Source organism: Cognatilysobacter bugurensis, from assembly GCF_014652095.1.
In the GTDB taxonomy this organism is placed as follows: Bacteria; Pseudomonadota; Gammaproteobacteria; order Xanthomonadales; family Xanthomonadaceae; genus Cognatilysobacter; species Cognatilysobacter bugurensis.
This window is the reverse complement of the sequence record NZ_BMYD01000001.1, coordinates 22,194-37,057: the sequence shown is the minus strand read 5'-3', so window position 1 is coordinate 37,057 and position 14,864 is coordinate 22,194. Positions and strand designations below refer to the sequence as shown.

Here is a 14,864-nt window from a genome sequence, read left to right as displayed (position 1 = left end):
GCTCGCGAACCACGGTGCCGAAGATCTTGTCGCCCGCGTCCCCCAGGCCCGGCAGGATGTAGCCACGCTCGTCGAGGCGATCATCGATCGACGCAGTGTAGATCTCGACATCCGGATGCACGGCTTCGACGGCGCGCAGGCCTTCCGGCGCGGCCACCAGGCACAGCGCACGGATGCGCGTCGCACCTGCGGCCTTGAGCATGTCGATCGTCGCGATTAGCGTGCCGCCCGTAGCGAGCATTGGGTCGAGGATTAACGCGATGCGATCGTCCATGTGCCCGACGAGCTTCTCGTAGTACGTGACGGCCGCGAGCGTCGATTCGTCGCGCTGCAGCCCGACGACGCTGACCTTCGCGGCCGGCACGAGCTCGAGCACACCCGGCAGCATGCCGAGCCCCGCGCGCAGGATCGGCACGAGCGTGATCTTTCGCCCCTTGATGCGCCGCACCTGCACCGGCCCCGCCCAGCCTTCGATCTCGACGGCCTCGGTTTCAAGATCCGCCGTCGCCTCGTAGGTGAGCAGCGTGGCCACTTCGGATGCGAGCTCGCGGAACGTCTTCGTGCTGTTGCCGGCCACGCGCATGAGGCCGAGCTTGTGTTGGACGAGCGGGTGGCGGATTTCGATGATTTTCATGATGGACTGCGATCGCTGTTCGATGCTGGAGCGTTGCTCGATACGATGCACCGGATGACACACGAGCGCTGACTCACTGCGCATGACCAGCAACCGCGCACAACGCGTCGGGGCCACTCGGGTGGAGACGAGGGTAACGGATAGTCGCTCACGCGGCGTTGCGCTGCCCCGCGAGTGCCTCGATAAAGTCCACGAAAGGCTGTCTTTCACCGTTCGCTACGCGCCGGAACGCCACCAGTAACCGTTCCTCTAACTCATCATGCGCATAGTGGTTCAGCAAGAGCGCAGGCGTTTCACCGTCTGCGCCGTCAGTAGCCATTCGGCCGCGACCGGTCGAAAGCCACTCATACGAGACCCCTATGACTACGGCGAGACGCGCAAGATTTTTATTGCACGGCCGTGTACCTCGTCGAGCGCGCTCCCACTGAGCAACGGCACTACGCGCTACTCCGACCTGCAGCGCGAGCGCCGCCTGTGAAAGACCCATTCGTCGACGGGCCTGCCTGACGCGAACAGCGAACGTCATCCTGTCCTTCCTTGTGACACGGGCTCGGCCAGTCAAGCAGCATTGACGCCGACAGTCAAAATAACGCGCGTATGTCCGCTTTGTCCCGCCGGCGCCGCCATTGCCTCGACAGCACACACTTACGACCGGACGCGTCAGCGGAATTGACGATTCTCGACGACGGCAGCCGACCGCGCTTGGATCCGGCGACTGCTGGATATGGTTCAGTGCAGCGCACCGCCAGCCCGTGCTGACGGTTTCCGCAGGCCAGTCCCACTAAAGGAAGCCACTCCATGACCATGAAGTCCGCAACGCTTGCAATCGCGCTTGTCACCGGCACGCTCGCTGCCGCTGCTTACCCCGCCCCCGCCCGCGCAGGGGATGTCAGCTCTGCCCAGCTCGCGTGCTACGTAGACACGTATGCCTACGACCAGTATCAAACTGGCTTCTGCGCCTCGGTGTGGGCCCCGCGGCGAGCGACCAACCCGACCACTGCCGTGTTCCAGGTCGTGGGGCTTCCGGCCGGCAATTACTACTTCCAATGGCGAAACCTGGAAACTGGCGGTGCACTTTCGTGTACGTCCTCGCAATGCACGACGTCGATCGCGACGGAAACAAGGGGCGACGGAGAGGCCATGCTGGAGGTAACGATCACCGATGCAGCCACGGGTGCTCGTAGGACGGTGGCCGCGGTCGCTCACTACTACGACGGATACAACTGAGCCGTCAGGGGGCGTGCCCTCGCGGCACGCCCTCAGCTAGGCCCGCGTCGTTCGGTCGCCCGAGCAGCTGCCGAGTAAGAAACGACCCCTTGCACTTAGGTTCGCAGGGATCCGGAGCCGGAGACAGGACAGAGCGCCGCAGCGCCGATCCTGCATGCAACGCATTGCTTAGCGGGACGCGCACACTGCACTCCACCGGTGAGCAACAGACCAACCACTTTTCACACGAAACAGAACGCCTCCACTGCCTCGCCGCGCGACGCGCGTTCGAGCCACGGCAGGCCGTATTCGGTGACGAGGCGCGCGATCAGCGCGCCGAGTTCGTCGAGGTCGGTCCGCATGTCGATCTGGAGCCAGGTGTCCTGCGCGGGACCGAGGGTGTCGGGCCACCACGCCTCGCGCGTCGTGGGCAGCGTGCCGCCGATGCGCGTGCGCACCTGGCAGGCCGCGTCGTCCGGCACGCCGACGTATCCGGCCATCCATTCGTTGCCGGGCTGCGCGGCGGCGCGCCGCATCCGCTCCACGAACTGTGTCCCCAAGTTGAGGCAGACCTCGCCTGCACTCCCTTCGTTCCACTTGCCGCCCTGCAGGTTCACGACCTGCAGCACGCGGGCCTCGCCCTCGCCCTCATCGCGCCACAGCACGCGCGCCTTGCGCTGGAAACCGAGCGGCGCGAGCGCGGGGGCGAGATGCCCCACGACGAGGTAATCGATCTTCCGGCCGATCTTTGCGTCGGCGGCGGGGCATTCGGTAGGCATTTGCTTAGCGCCGGGTTACAACATCGGCAGCTTCAGCCCCTGCTCTCGTGCGCAGGCCTGTGCGATTTCGTAGCCCGCATCCGCATGCCGCATCACGCCCGTGCCCGGGTCGTTCCACAGCACGCGCGCGAGGCGCTTGTCGGCTTCCTCGCTGCCGTCGCACACGATCACGACGCCTGAGTGCTGCGAGTACCCCATGCCCACGCCGCCACCATGGTGCAGCGATACCCACGTGGCGCCGCCGGCGACGTTGAGCATCGCGTTCAGCAGCGGCCAGTCGGACACGGCATCCGAGCCGTCCTTCATCGCTTCGGTCTCGCGGTTTGGCGATGACACGCTGCCGCTGTCGAGATGGTCACGGCCGATCACGACCGGCGCCTTGAGCTCGCCGTTGCGCACCATCTCGTTGAACGCGAGGCCAAGCTTGTGGCGCAGGCCGAGGCCAACCCAGCAGATGCGCGCGGGCAGCCCTTGGTACGCGATGCGCTCGCCTGCCATGTCGAGCCAGCGGTGCAGGTGCGGATCGTCGGGGATCAGCTCCTTGACCTTCGCATCGGTCTTTGCGATGTCCTCCGGGTCGCCCGACAGCGCGACCCAGCGGAACGGGCCGATGCCGCGGCAGAACAGGGGGCGCACGTAGGCCGGCACGAAGCCCGGGAAGTCGAACGCGTTCGTGCAGCCTTCGTCCTTCGCCATCTGCCGGATGTTGTTGCCGTAATCGACGGTCGGGATGCCTGCCGCATGGAACGCGAGCATGGCCTCGACGTGCACGCGCATCGACTGCTTGGCCGCGTCACGCACCTTTTCCGGGTTCGCCTGTTGTTCGGCCAGCCACTGCTCGACGCTCCAACCGATCGGCAGGTAGCCGTGCACCGGGTCGTGCGCACTGGTCTGGTCGGTCACGCAGTCCGGGCGCACGCCACGGCGCACGAGCTCGGGCAGGATCTCGGCTGCATTGCCGAGCAATGCGATCGACTTCGCTTTGCCGGCCTGCGTGTAGCGCTCGATGCGCGCCAGCGCGTCATCGAGGTCGCTCGCCTGCTCGTCGACGTAACGCGTGCGCAGGCGCATGTCGATGCGTGACTGCTGGCATTCGATGTTGAGGCTGCATGCGCCCGCGAGCGATGCGGCGAGCGGCTGCGCGCCGCCCATGCCACCGAGGCCCGCAGTGAGGATCCAGCGCCCGGTGAGGTTGCCGCCGTAGTGCTGGCGGCCCATCTCGACGAACGTCTCGTACGTGCCCTGCACGATGCCCTGCGAGCCGATGTAAATCCACGAACCGGCCGTCATCTGGCCGTACATCATCAGGCCCTTGCGATCGAGCTCGTGGAAGTGCTCCCACGTGGACCACGCAGGCACGAGGTTTGAGTTCGCGATCAACACGCGCGGCGCGTCGGGGTGCGTCGGGAAAATTCCGACCGGCTTGCCCGACTGCACGAGCAGCGTCTCGTCGTCGCCGAGGTTGCGCAGCGATTCGAGGATCGCGTCGAAGCTTTCCCAGTCACGCGCGGCGCGGCCGATGCCGCCGTAGACGACGAGCTCGGTCGGGTTCTCCGCCACGTCCGGATCCAGGTTGTTCTGGATCATCCGGTAGGCAGCTTCGGTGAGCCACGAGCGGCAGGTCTTTTCGGTGCCGCGGGGCGCGCGGATCACGCGGCTGCGGTCGATGCGGGTGGTCATCGGCGACGTCCTGTACGAGCGAAGCCGGCGATTATGGCACCGCCCCCGCGGCAGCCCGCCAAACGACGACGCCCGGCGCAGGGCCGGGCGTGGGACTCAGCGAGTGGGCAGGACGGTCAGCGGATCGACGGGTCCAAATGACGCAGCGCCTCGGCGATGTCGATGGCACCAGCCCTTTGGAGGTCCGCCTGGGTGTACACGCGGCCGTTCGCCGGCACGCAGGCAACGCGATCCGGCCTGCCATCCCGGTCCAGATCAACGGCGCGCGCCTTAGGCGGGATGCGCGTGCCGGTCGTGCGCAGGCAGAACGGATGGGTCGCCCGGCGATCGCCGGCATTCACGGCCTGGCCGTCCACCGTCGGGTCCCCGCCGATATGCACGCCGACCCCGACAGAGGACTGCGCGGAAACGGCCGTGCTCGCGCACACAAGCAGCGCGAACGCGCCCAAACGGGTGATCGAAGACAGGTTCATCGGCACTCTCCAGAACAGGACGCGGCAGCCCGGCCGCCGCACTTTGCCACCGTACACCTGCCGCGCTGCATCGGGGGTGACCTGGACGGCGTTCCAGCGTGTGTCCGACGCGCGGTTCAGCGCCCGCCGGGCGCGAGGCCGAATGGCGATCGGCGCGGCCGGCGCTGGGCAGGGCAATGCACGGTCGCGCCTCGCGGGTCTCCGACTCGGGTGGTCGACATCGCTGCAGGTGCCAGCGCCCCCCCAGAATGCGACCGCCTGTGTACGCGGAGATCCCGGCTAAAACCGCGCCATGCACTGCAAACCGGCTGTCATCGGCCAGCGTCTAAAGTCGTGGACCGTCCCGTCGCCGACCCGCCACATGCTGAAGCCGCATCCGTTACTCGCCGCGCTGCTCGCCACCACAGTGCTGGCCGGCTGCGCAGGCGGCCCGATCAAGCAGAGCGTGCCGCTCGCGCCGCTCGTGCTGATCTCGCTCGACGGCGTGCGCGCGGGCGACCTTGACCCGTCGCTCATGCCGAACCTCGCGCGCCTGGCGCAAGGCGGCGTGCGTGCGGACGGCATGACCCCGTCCTACCCGTCGCTCACGTTCCCAAATCACTACACGATCGTGACCGGCCTGCGCCCGGACCGGCACGGCGTGGTGCACAACACGATGCGCGACGCGCAGCTCGGCACGTTCAAGATCAGCGACGCGCAGGTGGTGGGCGATGCGCGCTGGTGGGGCGGCGTGCCGCTGTGGGTGTCCGCGGAGCGTGCGGGGCTGCCGACCGCGGCGATGTTCTGGCCGGGCTCGGAGGCGGCGATCGGCGGCGTGCGCCCGACCCGCTGGCACATCTACGACGACAGCGTGACGCCCGAGACCCGGGTGGACCGGGTGCTCGAATGGCTCCGCGAGGACACCACGACGCGCCCGCGGCTGGTGACGCTGTACTTTGAAACGGTCGACGAGGCGGCGCACGATCACGGCCCCGATTCGCCGCAGGCGCGCGAGGCGCTTGCAAAGGTCGACAGTTACCTCGGCCGCCTGATCGACGGCCTGGAGGCGCGGGACGGGCTGGACGCGGTCAACCTCGTCGTCGTCTCCGACCACGGCATGACCCCCGTGCCGCCGTCGCACGCGGTCGCGATCGAGGACATCGTCGACAAGGCGGACGTCGAGGTCATCACGACCGGGCAGTCGCTCGGTTTCGAGCCGCGGCCCGGCCGCACGGCGGCGGCCGAGCAGCGCCTGCTCGGCCGGCACCAGCATTACGAGTGCTGGCGCAAGAGCGAGCTGCCCGCGCGGTGGCATTACGGCACGCACCCGCGCGTGCCGTCGATCGTCTGCCAGATGGACGACGGCTGGGATGCAGGCTGGCGCACGCAGCTGGAGAAGCGCCCGCGCGACCACACCCGCGGTTCGCACGGCTTCGATCCGACGCTGCCCTCGATGCGCGCGTTGTTCGTTGCACACGGCCCGGGCTGGCGCGACGGCGTGCGCGTTCCCTTGATCGACAACGTCGACGTCTATCCCGCGCTTGCACGGCTGATCGGCGTGACGCCGGCGCCGCACGACGGCAACGAGCGCGCACTGGCGCCCGCGCTCGAACCTCGCTGACGCAGACATCCAGACGACGCTGCGCGGACCGCCGCGCCGGAGCGGCTGCAACGCAGCGGTCTTGGCGGGCGGCGGTGCGTACGCCGGTTTGATGGCGGGGCCGGTCGGAACGGTCACGCCTCGTCCGGCGCCCCACTCCGCGGCGACCACGATTGATGTCCGAATCCGGCGAGTCCGCGCCGAAGGCCGGTGCTAGCCTGCTTCGCATGCACGACGCCGCCCTACCCGCCCTGCCCGCGCCCCAGGTGTGCGAACACGCCCGGCTCAGCCGAGATGCACGCTTCGACGGGCTGTTCTACACCGCGGTCAAAACCACCGGTATCTATTGCAGGCCGGTGTGCCCGGCACCTGCGCCGAAGGCGTCGAACGTCGTCTATTACCCGCACCCGGCGGCGGCGGAAGCGGCCGGGTTCCGGCCCTGCCTGCGCTGCAGGCCCGAGCTGTCGCCGAGTGAAGGCGCATGGCGGCGCGGCGACGCCACGGTCGCGCGCGCGCTCAAGCTCATCGACGACGGCGCGCTGGCCGACGCGCCGCTGGCCAAACTTGCGCGCCGGGTCGACACCGGCGAACGTCACCTGCGCCGACTGTTCGTCGAGCACCTCGGCGCGCCGCCGAGCGGCGTGCACGGCACGCGCCGCTTGTTGTTCGCCAAGCAGCTGTTGACCGAAACACGCCTGCCGATCACCGAGATCGCACTTGCATCCGGCTTTGGCAGCCTGCGCCGCTTCAATGCCGCGTTCCGCGACGCCTACGGCCTGGCCCCTCGCGATCTGCGGCGCTCGCCGCAGGCGCACGCGGACGACGCGCTCACGCTGCGTCTTGCGTACCGACCGCCGTACGACCTGCCGGGCATGCTCGCGTTCCTGCGCGATCGGTCACTGCCGGGCGTCGAGGTCGTCGGCGACGCGAGCTACCAGCGCGTGATCGCGCCGCTCGACGGCGCGTCCGCGCCGGGCTGGCTGCGCGTGAGCGCGTGGCCCGGCGGAGAGCCTGCACTCAAGCTCGAACTGCACAACGCACCGCCGTCGCGCCTGCTGGAGATCGTCAACCGGCTGCGCCGCATGTTCGACCTCGATGCCGATCCGATCGCGATCGCAAGCGCCCTGTCGACGAGCGAGCGGATGCGACCGCTGCTCGAAGCGAACCCCGGCGTGCGCCTGCCGAGCGGCTGGGACGGATTCGAGATCGCAGTCCGCGCGATCCTCGGCCAGCAGATCAGCGTCGCCGCGGCGCGCACGCTCGCCGCGCGCATCGGCGCGCGTTTCGGGCAGGCGGTGCCGGCCGACTTCGGCGCGCCCGGGCTCAGCCATCTGTTTCCGACGCCCGACGCGCTGGCCGAGGCCGACCTCGGCGAGATCGGCCTGCCGCGCGCACGCGCCGAGGCCGTGCGCACCGTTGCGCGCGCGTTGCTCGACGGCCGGGTCGACTTCCGCCCCGAGCGCACGCTCGACGACTTCGCCGCACGCTGGGTCGCGCTGCCGGGCATCGGGCCGTGGACGGCGCAGTACATCGCGATGCGCGCACTCGGCCACCCCGATGCGTTCCCCGCCGAGGACCTCGCGCTGCAGCGCGTCGCCAGCGTCGACGGCGCCGTGCTGACGGCCAAGCAACTGCGCACCGTCGCGGACGCATGGCGCCCGTGGCGCGCGTACACCGTCATCCACCTCTGGCGCGACGCCGCGGCCCGCAATGCCGCCGCCCGCGCCGCCGCACGCACGAGCGCAACGCCATGATCGACAGCGATTCCTTGCCAGACACCACGGCCTCCCGCGACACGGCGCGATGCGCACCGAAGCCAAGCCTTGCGACGGGGAGCCCGATGCGCGTCGATTCCACGGCAACGGCCCAAACGGCACGCGCCCCGATTGCGCCGCGCGGGCGTGCGAAGAGTTCCAGCGGCCCCGCGTCGAGCGCAACCACGTGGTCTTCGACGTTCGACACCCCGGTTGGCCCCCTGCTGATCGGCGCGTGCGATGACGGCATCTGCCTCATCGAATTCCACGAGTCGAAGCACCGCGTCGCACGCGGCCCCGAGTGGCGCGACGGCGAGCATCCGCTGCTGGACCGCCTTCGCACGCAGTTGCACGAGTACTTTGCCGGCACGCGGCGCGTGTTTGACCTGCCGCTCGCACCGCGTGGCACGCCGTTCCAGCGCGAGGTCTGGCACGCACTCGCCTCGATCCCGTACGGACAAACCGTCAGCTACGCGCAACTCGCCTCGCGCGTGGGCCGCCCGGCCGCAACGCGCGCGGTGGGTGCCGCGAACGGCCGCAACCCGCTGCCGATCGTGCTGCCCTGCCACCGCGTGATCGGCGCGAACGGCCGGCTGACGGGCTTCGGCGGAGGACTTCCGACCAAGCATTACCTGCTTCAGCTCGAAGGCGCGCCGTGCACCGACGCGCTGTTCGCCTGATTCTGTTCTGTCCATGGAGGACCGCACGATGGAAGACCGCACGACTGACACGCTCCACGCACGCTTTGTCGCGCTGCACCGGCAACCGCATCCGCTGCTGCTCGCGAATGCATGGGACGCCGCCAGTGCGCGCCTGTGGCAGGAGGCCGGTGCGCCGGCGATCGCAACTGCGAGTGCGGCCGTCTCGTGGTCCCGCGGTTATCCGGACGGCGGCGCCCTGCCGCGACACGCCTTAATCGACAGCATGCGCGACATCGTGCGAGTAACGGACGTTCCGGTCACGGTCGATCTGGAAGACGGCTACAGCGACGACGCGGATGCGGTAGCGGACCTCGTAGCCGAGGTGGTCTCACTCGGCGCGGTGGGCATCAATCTCGAGGACGGCGCGGCCGACCCGGAACGGCTGGCCGCGAAGATCGATGCGGTGCGGCGCAGGCTCGGCCCGGCCCCTGTCTTCATCAACGCGCGCACGGACGTCTACCTGCGGGGCCTGGCGACGGGCGCGGCCGCCGTACGGGAAACCGTTTCGAGGCTGTCGCGGTACGCGGCCGCCGGCGCCGACGGCGGCTTCGTGCCCGGCCTGACGGCGCTGGACGAGATGGCCGGCATCTCGGCCGCCGTGCCGGTGTCGTTGAACATCATGGCGTTGCCCGGCCTGCCCCCGCCTGCGTCGCTCGCGAGGGCCGGCGTGCGCCGCATCAGCACCGGGCCGGGCCTGTTCAAGGCCGCCTACGCCGCCGGGCGCGAATCGGCCTCGGCGTTCCTGCAGGGCGATCTCGCGCCGATGTTCGAGCGCAGCCTCGACTACAGCGAAATGAACCGCATGCTCTCGGCCTAGTCGGCCAGCAGCGTGCGCATGGCATCGCGGTAGCGCTCGGCCTTCAGCTCGTGCGCGCGGTGGCGACCGCTCTCGACCAGGACCTCGCCGTCCACCTCGACGCGGGAGACGAGCGGTCGGTTCCCGCTGAACAACCAGCGGTCGACGACGTCCGGCTCGCACGCGCCCGCGAGCTGCGGTGCGGAGGCGTCGAGCACGACCACGTCGCGCGACGTGTCGGTAAAACCCGCCGAGTCGGCCGCGCTTTCGAGCACGCCGCGCAGCAGCGTCTCTCCGACACTCGCTCCTGCTTCGATCGCGGCGATATTGCGTCGACGCGCGCGCAGGCGCTGCCCGTATTCAAGCCAGCGCAGCTCTTCCACCGGCGACACCGACACGTGCGAGTCCGAGCCGACGCCCCAGCGACCGCCGTGTTCGAGATACTCGCGCAGTGGAAAGAAGCCATCGCCGAGGTTCGCCTCAGTGGTCGGGCAAATGGCCACCGTCGCGCGCGAACGCGCAATCGCGGCAACCTCCGTCTCATCGAGGTGCGTCGCGTGCACGAGCGTCCACCGCGCGTCGACGTCCGCGCGATCGAGCAACCACTGCACGGGCCGCATCCCGCGGACCGCAACACATTCGTCGACCTCCGCCGTCTGTTCCGCGATGTGCACATGGATTCGCGCATCGGCCGGCAGCGCCGCAAGCACGGCGTCCATTGCGTCCTGCGGCACGGCGCGCAGGCTGTGCAGCGCGCAGCCGATGCGGAGCGCGGGGCCTTGGTGTACGCGCAGCGTATCCAACAAGCGCAGGTAGCCGTCGACGTCGTGCGCGAAGCGGCGCTGCCGCTCAGCCAGGGCGCGGCCGTCGAAACCGCCCGTCATGTAGAGGACCGGCAGCAGCGTCAGGCGGATGCCCGTCTCGCGCGCGGCGTCGATCAGCGCGCGCGACATCACGGCCGGGTCGTCGTAGGCACGTCCGTCGGGCGCGTGGTGCAGGTAGTGGAACTCGCAGACGCTGGTGTAGCCGGCTTCCAGCATCTCGACATAGAGCTGCGCCGCGACCGCCCGCAAGGTGTCCGGATCGAACCGCGCGGCGAAGCGGTACATCGTCTCGCGCCAGGTCCAGAAGCTGTCCTCGCCCGCGGCTGCCTCGCCACGGCGCTCGGCGAGTCCGGCCATCGCACGCTGGAACGCGTGCGAATGCAGGTTCGCGATGCCGGGCAGGCGCCACCCGGTGTCGGTGCGAGTGGCCAGAAGGGGGCGGGACAAAGTCGCGGTCATATGTGGATGCAACGTGAAATCCGGTGGGGTAGGCTACCCGGGTACGCGCGACAGGGGCGTCCTCGCGTGCAAAGGCACCGCCGCGCCGGTTTTCACGCCGCGACGGTCGGCAAAGCCATCGCGGCCCGAACGGCCGCTCGTAGCGAGGTACGCGTCATGTCACCACTTGCCAGCGTCGTCGTTCTGTTCGTAGCCGCCATCGCCGTAGTCGCGCTTTTTGCAGCGCGGCTCCGTCTCGCGACGGCCCATGAGGTCGCCGTGTTGCCCGACCCCGAGCCCGCCCCGAAGCCAGCAGCGCTCGAAGGCGCGCTCGTCGCCGGTGACTGAACGCTGGGACGGCCTCGTCGTCGGCGCGTCGCTCGCGACGCTCGACGCCAGTGACGGTTACGCCGAGATTCCCGACGGCGCGCTGGGTTGGCGCGACGGCATGCTGTGCTTCGTCGGCCCGCGCAGTGAGTTGCCGGATGCGCCGGAGGCCCTCGCCGACGACGTGATCGAAGCCGAGGGGTGGATCACCCCCGGCCTCGTCGACTGCCACACCCACCTCGTGTTCGCGGGCGACCGCGCACGCGAGTTCGAGCTGCGCCTGCAGGGCGCCACGTACGAAGAAATCGCACGCGCGGGCGGCGGCATCGTCTCGACCGTGCGCGCAGTGCGCGAAGCCGACGAAAACGGGCTGCTCGCGCAGTCGCTGCCGCGTGCGCGTGCGCTGCTGCGCGACGGCGTCACGACCGTGGAGATCAAGTCGGGCTACGGCCTCAATTTCGACAGCGAGCGGCGCATGCTCCGCGTCGCGCGGCGCATCGGGCAACAGCTCGGCCTGCGGGTGTCGACCACCTACCTCGGCGCGCACGCGTTGCCGCCCGAGTTTGCCGGCCGCGCGGACGACTACGTCGACGCCGTCGTCGAGTGGCTGCCACGCCTGCACGACGAAGGGCTCGTGGACGCGGTCGACGCGTTCTGCGAAGGCATCGGCTTCTCGCCTGCGCAGACCCGGCGCGTGTTCGAGGCTGCGCGTGCGCTCGGGTTACCGGTCAAGCTGCATGCGGATCAGCTCAGCGACCTCGGCGGCGCAGCGCTCGTAGCGGAATTCGGCGGACTTTCGGCCGACCATGTCGAACACACGAGCCCCGAAGGCGTGCGCGCAATGGCCGCGTGCGGGGCCGTCGCGGTCCTGTTGCCCGGCGCGTTCCACGTGCTGCGCGAAACAAAGCTGCCGCCGCTCGATGCGTTCCGCGAACACCGCGTGCCGATGGCGGTCGCGACCGACTGCAACCCCGGCACCTCGCCGCTGCTGTCGCTGCGGCAGGCGATGCAGCTCGCATGCACGCACTTCCGGCTGACGCCTGCGGAAGCCTTGCGCGGTGCGACCGTGCACGGCGCACAGGCGCTCGGCCTGCCCGATCGCGGCGTGCTCCGCGCTGGGCTGCGCGCGGATTTCGCCATCTGGCGGGTGCAGCACCCGGCCGAGCTCTGCTACTGGCTTGGCGGCGATCTCGCCTCGGCCGTGTTCGCCGGCGGCGTGCGGCTGGCCTGACTGCAGCGACTCGCGCTGTCCCGCGCACTGCGCCCGGGCCCCGCCTCGACGTGCACGGCCGCTTGAAGCCAAGCGGCTAAGCTCGTGCCACGCCGACCGGAGCTCCCCATGCGCCCTGCCCTTGCCCGCCTCGCCTTGTGCGTCGCACTCAGCGGCTCGTTTGCCGCATACGCGGACCAGCCGCTGTCGCCTGCGCAGCAGTTCGCGCGCACGCACCTGATCGTCGACACGCATATCGATGCGCCGGGCGAGTTGCTCGACCGGTGGCGCGATCTCGGCGTCGACCAGCCCGAGGTCGAGTTCGACTACCCGCGCGCGCGCCAGGGCGGGCTCGATGTGGGCTTCATGTCGATCTACACATCGGCCGAAGATGACGCGGCCGGTACCGCGCGCCAGAAGGCGCACATGCAGATCGACGCGATCGAGGCGCTCGCGTGGCGCCATCCCGACCGCTTCGCGATCGTGCGCTCGCCGGCCGACGTCGACCGCCTCAAGCCCGGCCAGCAGGTGCTGCTCGCGTTCGGCATGGAAAACGCCGCGCCGATCGGGAACGACCTCGGGCAGCTCAAGGTCTTCCACGACCGCGGCGTTCGCTACATCACGCTCGCGCACAGCCACAGCAACCGCCTTGCGGACGGCTCGTATTCGCTCAAGCGGCCCCATGGCGGGCTGAGCGCGCTCGGCGAGCAGGCGGTCGCGGAAATGAACCGCCTCGGCATCATGGTCGACGTCTCGCACCTGTCGGACGACGCCGTGCGCGATGTGCTGCGCGTATCGAAGGCGCCCGTGATCGCCAGCCACTCGGGCCTGCGCAAGTTCACCCCCGGCTTCGAGCGCAACCTCAGCGACGAACTTGCCCAGGCGATCGCGAAGCAGGGCGGCGTCGTGCAGCTCGTGTTCGGCAGCGGTTTCATCGACGCCGGCATGGCGGCGCAGACGACGGAATACTTCAGGGCGCTCGACGCATTCGAGCGCGAAACCGAGGCGACGCGCGCGCGCGGCGAGACACCTCCGAAGACGCTCGAGCAGTTCGACGCCGAGTGGGACGAAAAGCGCAAGCCGGTCGCCACGAAAATCGACCAGGTGCTCGACCAGGTCGACCACGCGGTGAAGCTGCTCGGCGCCGACCATGTCGGCATCGGTTCGGATTTCGACGGCGTCGGCGGCAAGCTGCCGCAGGGCCTGCGCACGGTCGCCGACTACCCGAACCTCGTCGCAGGCATGCGCGAGCGCGGACACTCCGACGAGGTGATTGCGAAGGTGCTCGGCGAGAACCTGCTGCGCGTGTGGCGCGAGGTCGAGAAGCGCGCGCAGCGCTGAGGCCGGCGGGAACGGCCCGGCCGCATTGCTGTGAGGGACGGGCTCGGGTGAGCACCGCAACACGCCGACGGCGTTTTGCCTGCATCCGCGCGTCGGGAGTGACGAACAGGCGCGATGCAAACCGCCGTTGCTGCCCAGTGGCCACCGTGCGGACGCGAGACGGCGTCCGCACGCGGCGTGGCCCGCCGACAGGCTGATTCGGTCGCAAACTAATTAGCTGCACGCGCCGCGACGATGACGTCGGCCTGCGGCGCCCCACGACATTCGGCGTCCGGCTCGCGCCCCGTTTCGCCCGCGCGCACTGACAGTGCGACCGTCGATGGCGCATCCGGCGGCGCCGCTGGATCGACTTGCGCTCGCCACCGGTGTCCACAAACGCGAAAGCCCCGCCGGAGCGGGGCTTTCGGAGCAGCGCAACGCGCGCGGGTCTTACGAGGCCTTCTTGACCGCGACCTTCTTGGTCGCCGGGGCCTTGGAAACGGTCTTCGCCGACTTGCGTGCAACCGGCGCGGCGGCGGTGCCCGCGGCCTTGGTCACCGACGAGTGGCTGCGGGCGTTGCCGTAGCTGGAGTTGTAGCGCTTGCCTTTAGCGGTCTTGCGGTCGCCCTTGCCCATGGTGGTGCTCCTGAATCCGAATGTGCGTGTCGCGCAGCGGCGCGCGAGGGCGCGAAGCCTAGCACAGGCGCCTTGGAGGTGCTCAGCTGGCGCGGTGGCTGAGCCGCAGGTTGAGCAGATGCGCGCCTGCGAGCGCGAGGCCGCCGGCCGTCATCACCGTCGCATGCACCACGCCATGGCTGTCGTGCAGTGACGTGAACGAGCCGATCCAGACGAGGATGAGGCCGGGCACCAGCAGCGCCCAGGCGCGATACGCGCGATGCCGACGGTAGCCGAGCGCGAGCGTCGTGCCACCAAGCAAGGTGGCGAAAACGACGAACGCCTGGTCGAGATCGACCCAGCCGCCCGCCCCCAGGCCGAGCGTCGGCAGCAGCGCGATCGCGAGCGGCAACAGCGCGCAGTGCACGGCGCAGAGCAACGACGCGGCGAGGCCGACGCGATCTGCTTTGCGCAATGCGGTGTTCGGCTCTGACATGGACTTGACGATAGCGGCACCGGAATTGAAAC

At 69.6% G+C, this 14,864-nt stretch carries 16 protein-coding genes; 8 read left to right on the top strand and 8 right to left on the bottom strand.

The window, feature by feature from the left end; all coding sequences use genetic code 11:
* Positions 1 to 634: uracil phosphoribosyltransferase (gene upp, locus IE075_RS00180; protein ID WP_189454667.1), on the bottom strand; the 634-nt coding region annotated here is incomplete at its 3' end.
* 148 nt (positions 635 to 782) lie between these two features.
* The gene (locus tag IE075_RS15885; protein WP_189452165.1) at positions 783 to 1,160 is read right to left on the bottom strand and encodes a helix-turn-helix domain-containing protein; all 378 of its coding nucleotides are present in this window, start codon (positions 1,158 to 1,160) and stop codon (positions 783 to 785) included.
* Between the two features lie 272 nt (positions 1,161 to 1,432).
* Between IE075_RS15885 and IE075_RS00170 the strand changes: the two genes are divergently transcribed.
* Positions 1,433 to 1,861 carry a hypothetical protein gene (locus tag IE075_RS00170; protein ID WP_189452163.1) on the top strand — a complete coding sequence of 143 codons (429 nt, stop codon included), beginning with the start codon at positions 1,433 to 1,435 and terminating at the stop codon, positions 1,859 to 1,861.
* A 221-nt stretch (positions 1,862 to 2,082) separates the two neighbouring features.
* Here IE075_RS00170 and IE075_RS00165 read toward each other — a convergent pair whose 3' ends face one another.
* The 3 genes from IE075_RS00165 to IE075_RS00155 all read right to left on the bottom strand — a co-directional run bounded on the left by IE075_RS00165 (position 2,083) and on the right by IE075_RS00155 (position 4,772).
* Positions 2,083 to 2,619 (bottom strand): DUF4304 domain-containing protein, encoded by a 537-nt coding sequence (locus IE075_RS00165; RefSeq protein WP_189452161.1) that lies wholly within the window; start codon positions 2,617 to 2,619, stop codon positions 2,083 to 2,085.
* 15 nt (positions 2,620 to 2,634) lie between these two features.
* Entirely contained in the window at positions 2,635 to 4,299 is a 1,665-nt protein-coding gene (hutU, locus tag IE075_RS00160) for a urocanate hydratase (RefSeq protein WP_189452159.1), read from the bottom strand.
* A 116-nt stretch (positions 4,300 to 4,415) separates the two neighbouring features.
* The gene (locus tag IE075_RS00155; protein WP_189452157.1) at positions 4,416 to 4,772 is read right to left on the bottom strand and encodes a hypothetical protein; all 357 of its coding nucleotides are present in this window, start codon (positions 4,770 to 4,772) and stop codon (positions 4,416 to 4,418) included.
* 364 nt (positions 4,773 to 5,136) lie between these two features.
* On the opposite strand from IE075_RS00155, the gene IE075_RS00150 reads away from it, so the two are divergent.
* From IE075_RS00150 to IE075_RS00135, 4 genes are all read left to right on the top strand, one after another.
* Positions 5,137 to 6,372: an alkaline phosphatase family protein gene (locus tag IE075_RS00150; RefSeq protein WP_425489344.1), complete on the top strand. Its 1,236-nt coding sequence runs from the start codon at positions 5,137 to 5,139 to the stop codon at positions 6,370 to 6,372.
* A 206-nt stretch (positions 6,373 to 6,578) separates the two neighbouring features.
* Positions 6,579 to 8,105, top strand: a complete 1,527-nt coding sequence (locus IE075_RS00145; protein WP_189454665.1) for a DNA-3-methyladenine glycosylase 2 — start codon at positions 6,579 to 6,581, stop codon at positions 8,103 to 8,105.
* A gap of 86 nt (positions 8,106 to 8,191) precedes the next feature.
* Positions 8,192 to 8,785 (top strand): methylated-DNA--[protein]-cysteine S-methyltransferase, encoded by a 594-nt coding sequence (locus IE075_RS00140; protein ID WP_189452153.1) that lies wholly within the window; start codon positions 8,192 to 8,194, stop codon positions 8,783 to 8,785.
* 13 nt (positions 8,786 to 8,798) lie between these two features.
* On the top strand, positions 8,799 to 9,623 hold the full coding sequence (locus IE075_RS00135) for an isocitrate lyase/PEP mutase family protein (protein WP_308427798.1): 825 nt from the start codon (positions 8,799 to 8,801) through the stop codon (positions 9,621 to 9,623).
* Here the strand turns inward: IE075_RS00135 and IE075_RS00130 are convergent.
* Positions 9,620 to 10,873, bottom strand: coding sequence for a formimidoylglutamate deiminase (locus tag IE075_RS00130; protein WP_229792237.1), 1,254 nt, complete (start codon positions 10,871 to 10,873; stop codon positions 9,620 to 9,622). The genes IE075_RS00135 and IE075_RS00130 overlap by 4 nt on opposite strands.
* A 168-nt stretch (positions 10,874 to 11,041) precedes the next feature.
* Between IE075_RS00130 and IE075_RS00125 the strand changes: the two genes are divergently transcribed.
* The 3 genes from IE075_RS00125 (at position 11,042) to IE075_RS00115 (ending at position 13,742) form a co-directional block, all read left to right on the top strand.
* Positions 11,042 to 11,212 (top strand): hypothetical protein, encoded by a 171-nt coding sequence (locus IE075_RS00125; protein ID WP_189454885.1) that lies wholly within the window; start codon positions 11,042 to 11,044, stop codon positions 11,210 to 11,212.
* Positions 11,205 to 12,422 carry an imidazolonepropionase gene (gene hutI, locus IE075_RS00120; protein ID WP_229792236.1) on the top strand — a complete coding sequence of 406 codons (1,218 nt, stop codon included), beginning with the start codon at positions 11,205 to 11,207 and terminating at the stop codon, positions 12,420 to 12,422. Before IE075_RS00125 ends, hutI begins: the two co-directional genes overlap by 8 nt.
* 108 nt (positions 12,423 to 12,530) lie before the next feature.
* Positions 12,531 to 13,742, top strand: coding sequence for a dipeptidase (locus tag IE075_RS00115; protein WP_189452146.1), 1,212 nt, complete (start codon positions 12,531 to 12,533; stop codon positions 13,740 to 13,742).
* A gap of 429 nt (positions 13,743 to 14,171) precedes the next feature.
* Here the strand turns inward: IE075_RS00115 and IE075_RS00110 are convergent, their stop codons facing one another.
* Together IE075_RS00110 and IE075_RS00105 are read right to left on the bottom strand one after the other, a co-directional pair.
* Positions 14,172 to 14,357 carry a 30S ribosomal protein THX gene (locus IE075_RS00110; protein WP_189452144.1) on the bottom strand — a complete coding sequence of 62 codons (186 nt, stop codon included), beginning with the start codon at positions 14,355 to 14,357 and terminating at the stop codon, positions 14,172 to 14,174.
* Positions 14,358 to 14,439: 82 nt separating this feature from the next.
* Positions 14,440 to 14,832 carry a MerC domain-containing protein gene (locus IE075_RS00105; protein ID WP_189452142.1) on the bottom strand — a complete coding sequence of 131 codons (393 nt, stop codon included), beginning with the start codon at positions 14,830 to 14,832 and terminating at the stop codon, positions 14,440 to 14,442.
* Positions 14,833 to 14,864 lie beyond the last annotated feature (32 nt).

Excerpts from the sequence above, each read along its gene's own strand:
- IE075_RS00115 (WP_189452146.1), top strand. The coding sequence starts at position 12,531 with ATGCGCCCTGCCCTTGCCCGCCTCGCCTTGTGCGTCGCACTCAGCGGC.
- IE075_RS00140 (WP_189452153.1), top strand. The coding sequence starts at position 8,192 with ATGCGCGTCGATTCCACGGCAACGGCCCAAACGGCACGCGCCCCGATT.
- IE075_RS00135 (WP_308427798.1), top strand. The coding sequence starts at position 8,799 with ATGGAGGACCGCACGATGGAAGACCGCACGACTGACACGCTCCACGCA.
- hutU (WP_189452159.1), bottom strand. The coding sequence starts at position 4,299 with ATGACCACCCGCATCGACCGCAGCCGCGTGATCCGCGCGCCCCGCGGC.
- IE075_RS00110 (WP_189452144.1), bottom strand. The coding sequence starts at position 14,357 with ATGGGCAAGGGCGACCGCAAGACCGCTAAAGGCAAGCGCTACAACTCC.
- IE075_RS00155 (WP_189452157.1), bottom strand. The coding sequence starts at position 4,772 with ATGAACCTGTCTTCGATCACCCGTTTGGGCGCGTTCGCGCTGCTTGTG.
- IE075_RS00105 (WP_189452142.1), bottom strand. The coding sequence starts at position 14,832 with ATGTCAGAGCCGAACACCGCATTGCGCAAAGCAGATCGCGTCGGCCTC.
- IE075_RS00165 (WP_189452161.1), bottom strand. The coding sequence starts at position 2,619 with ATGCCTACCGAATGCCCCGCCGCCGACGCAAAGATCGGCCGGAAGATC.
- IE075_RS00125 (WP_189454885.1), top strand. The coding sequence starts at position 11,042 with ATGTCACCACTTGCCAGCGTCGTCGTTCTGTTCGTAGCCGCCATCGCC.
- IE075_RS00170 (WP_189452163.1), top strand. The coding sequence starts at position 1,433 with ATGACCATGAAGTCCGCAACGCTTGCAATCGCGCTTGTCACCGGCACG.
- IE075_RS15885 (WP_189452165.1), bottom strand. The coding sequence starts at position 1,160 with ATGACGTTCGCTGTTCGCGTCAGGCAGGCCCGTCGACGAATGGGTCTT.
- IE075_RS00145 (WP_189454665.1), top strand. The coding sequence starts at position 6,579 with ATGCACGACGCCGCCCTACCCGCCCTGCCCGCGCCCCAGGTGTGCGAA.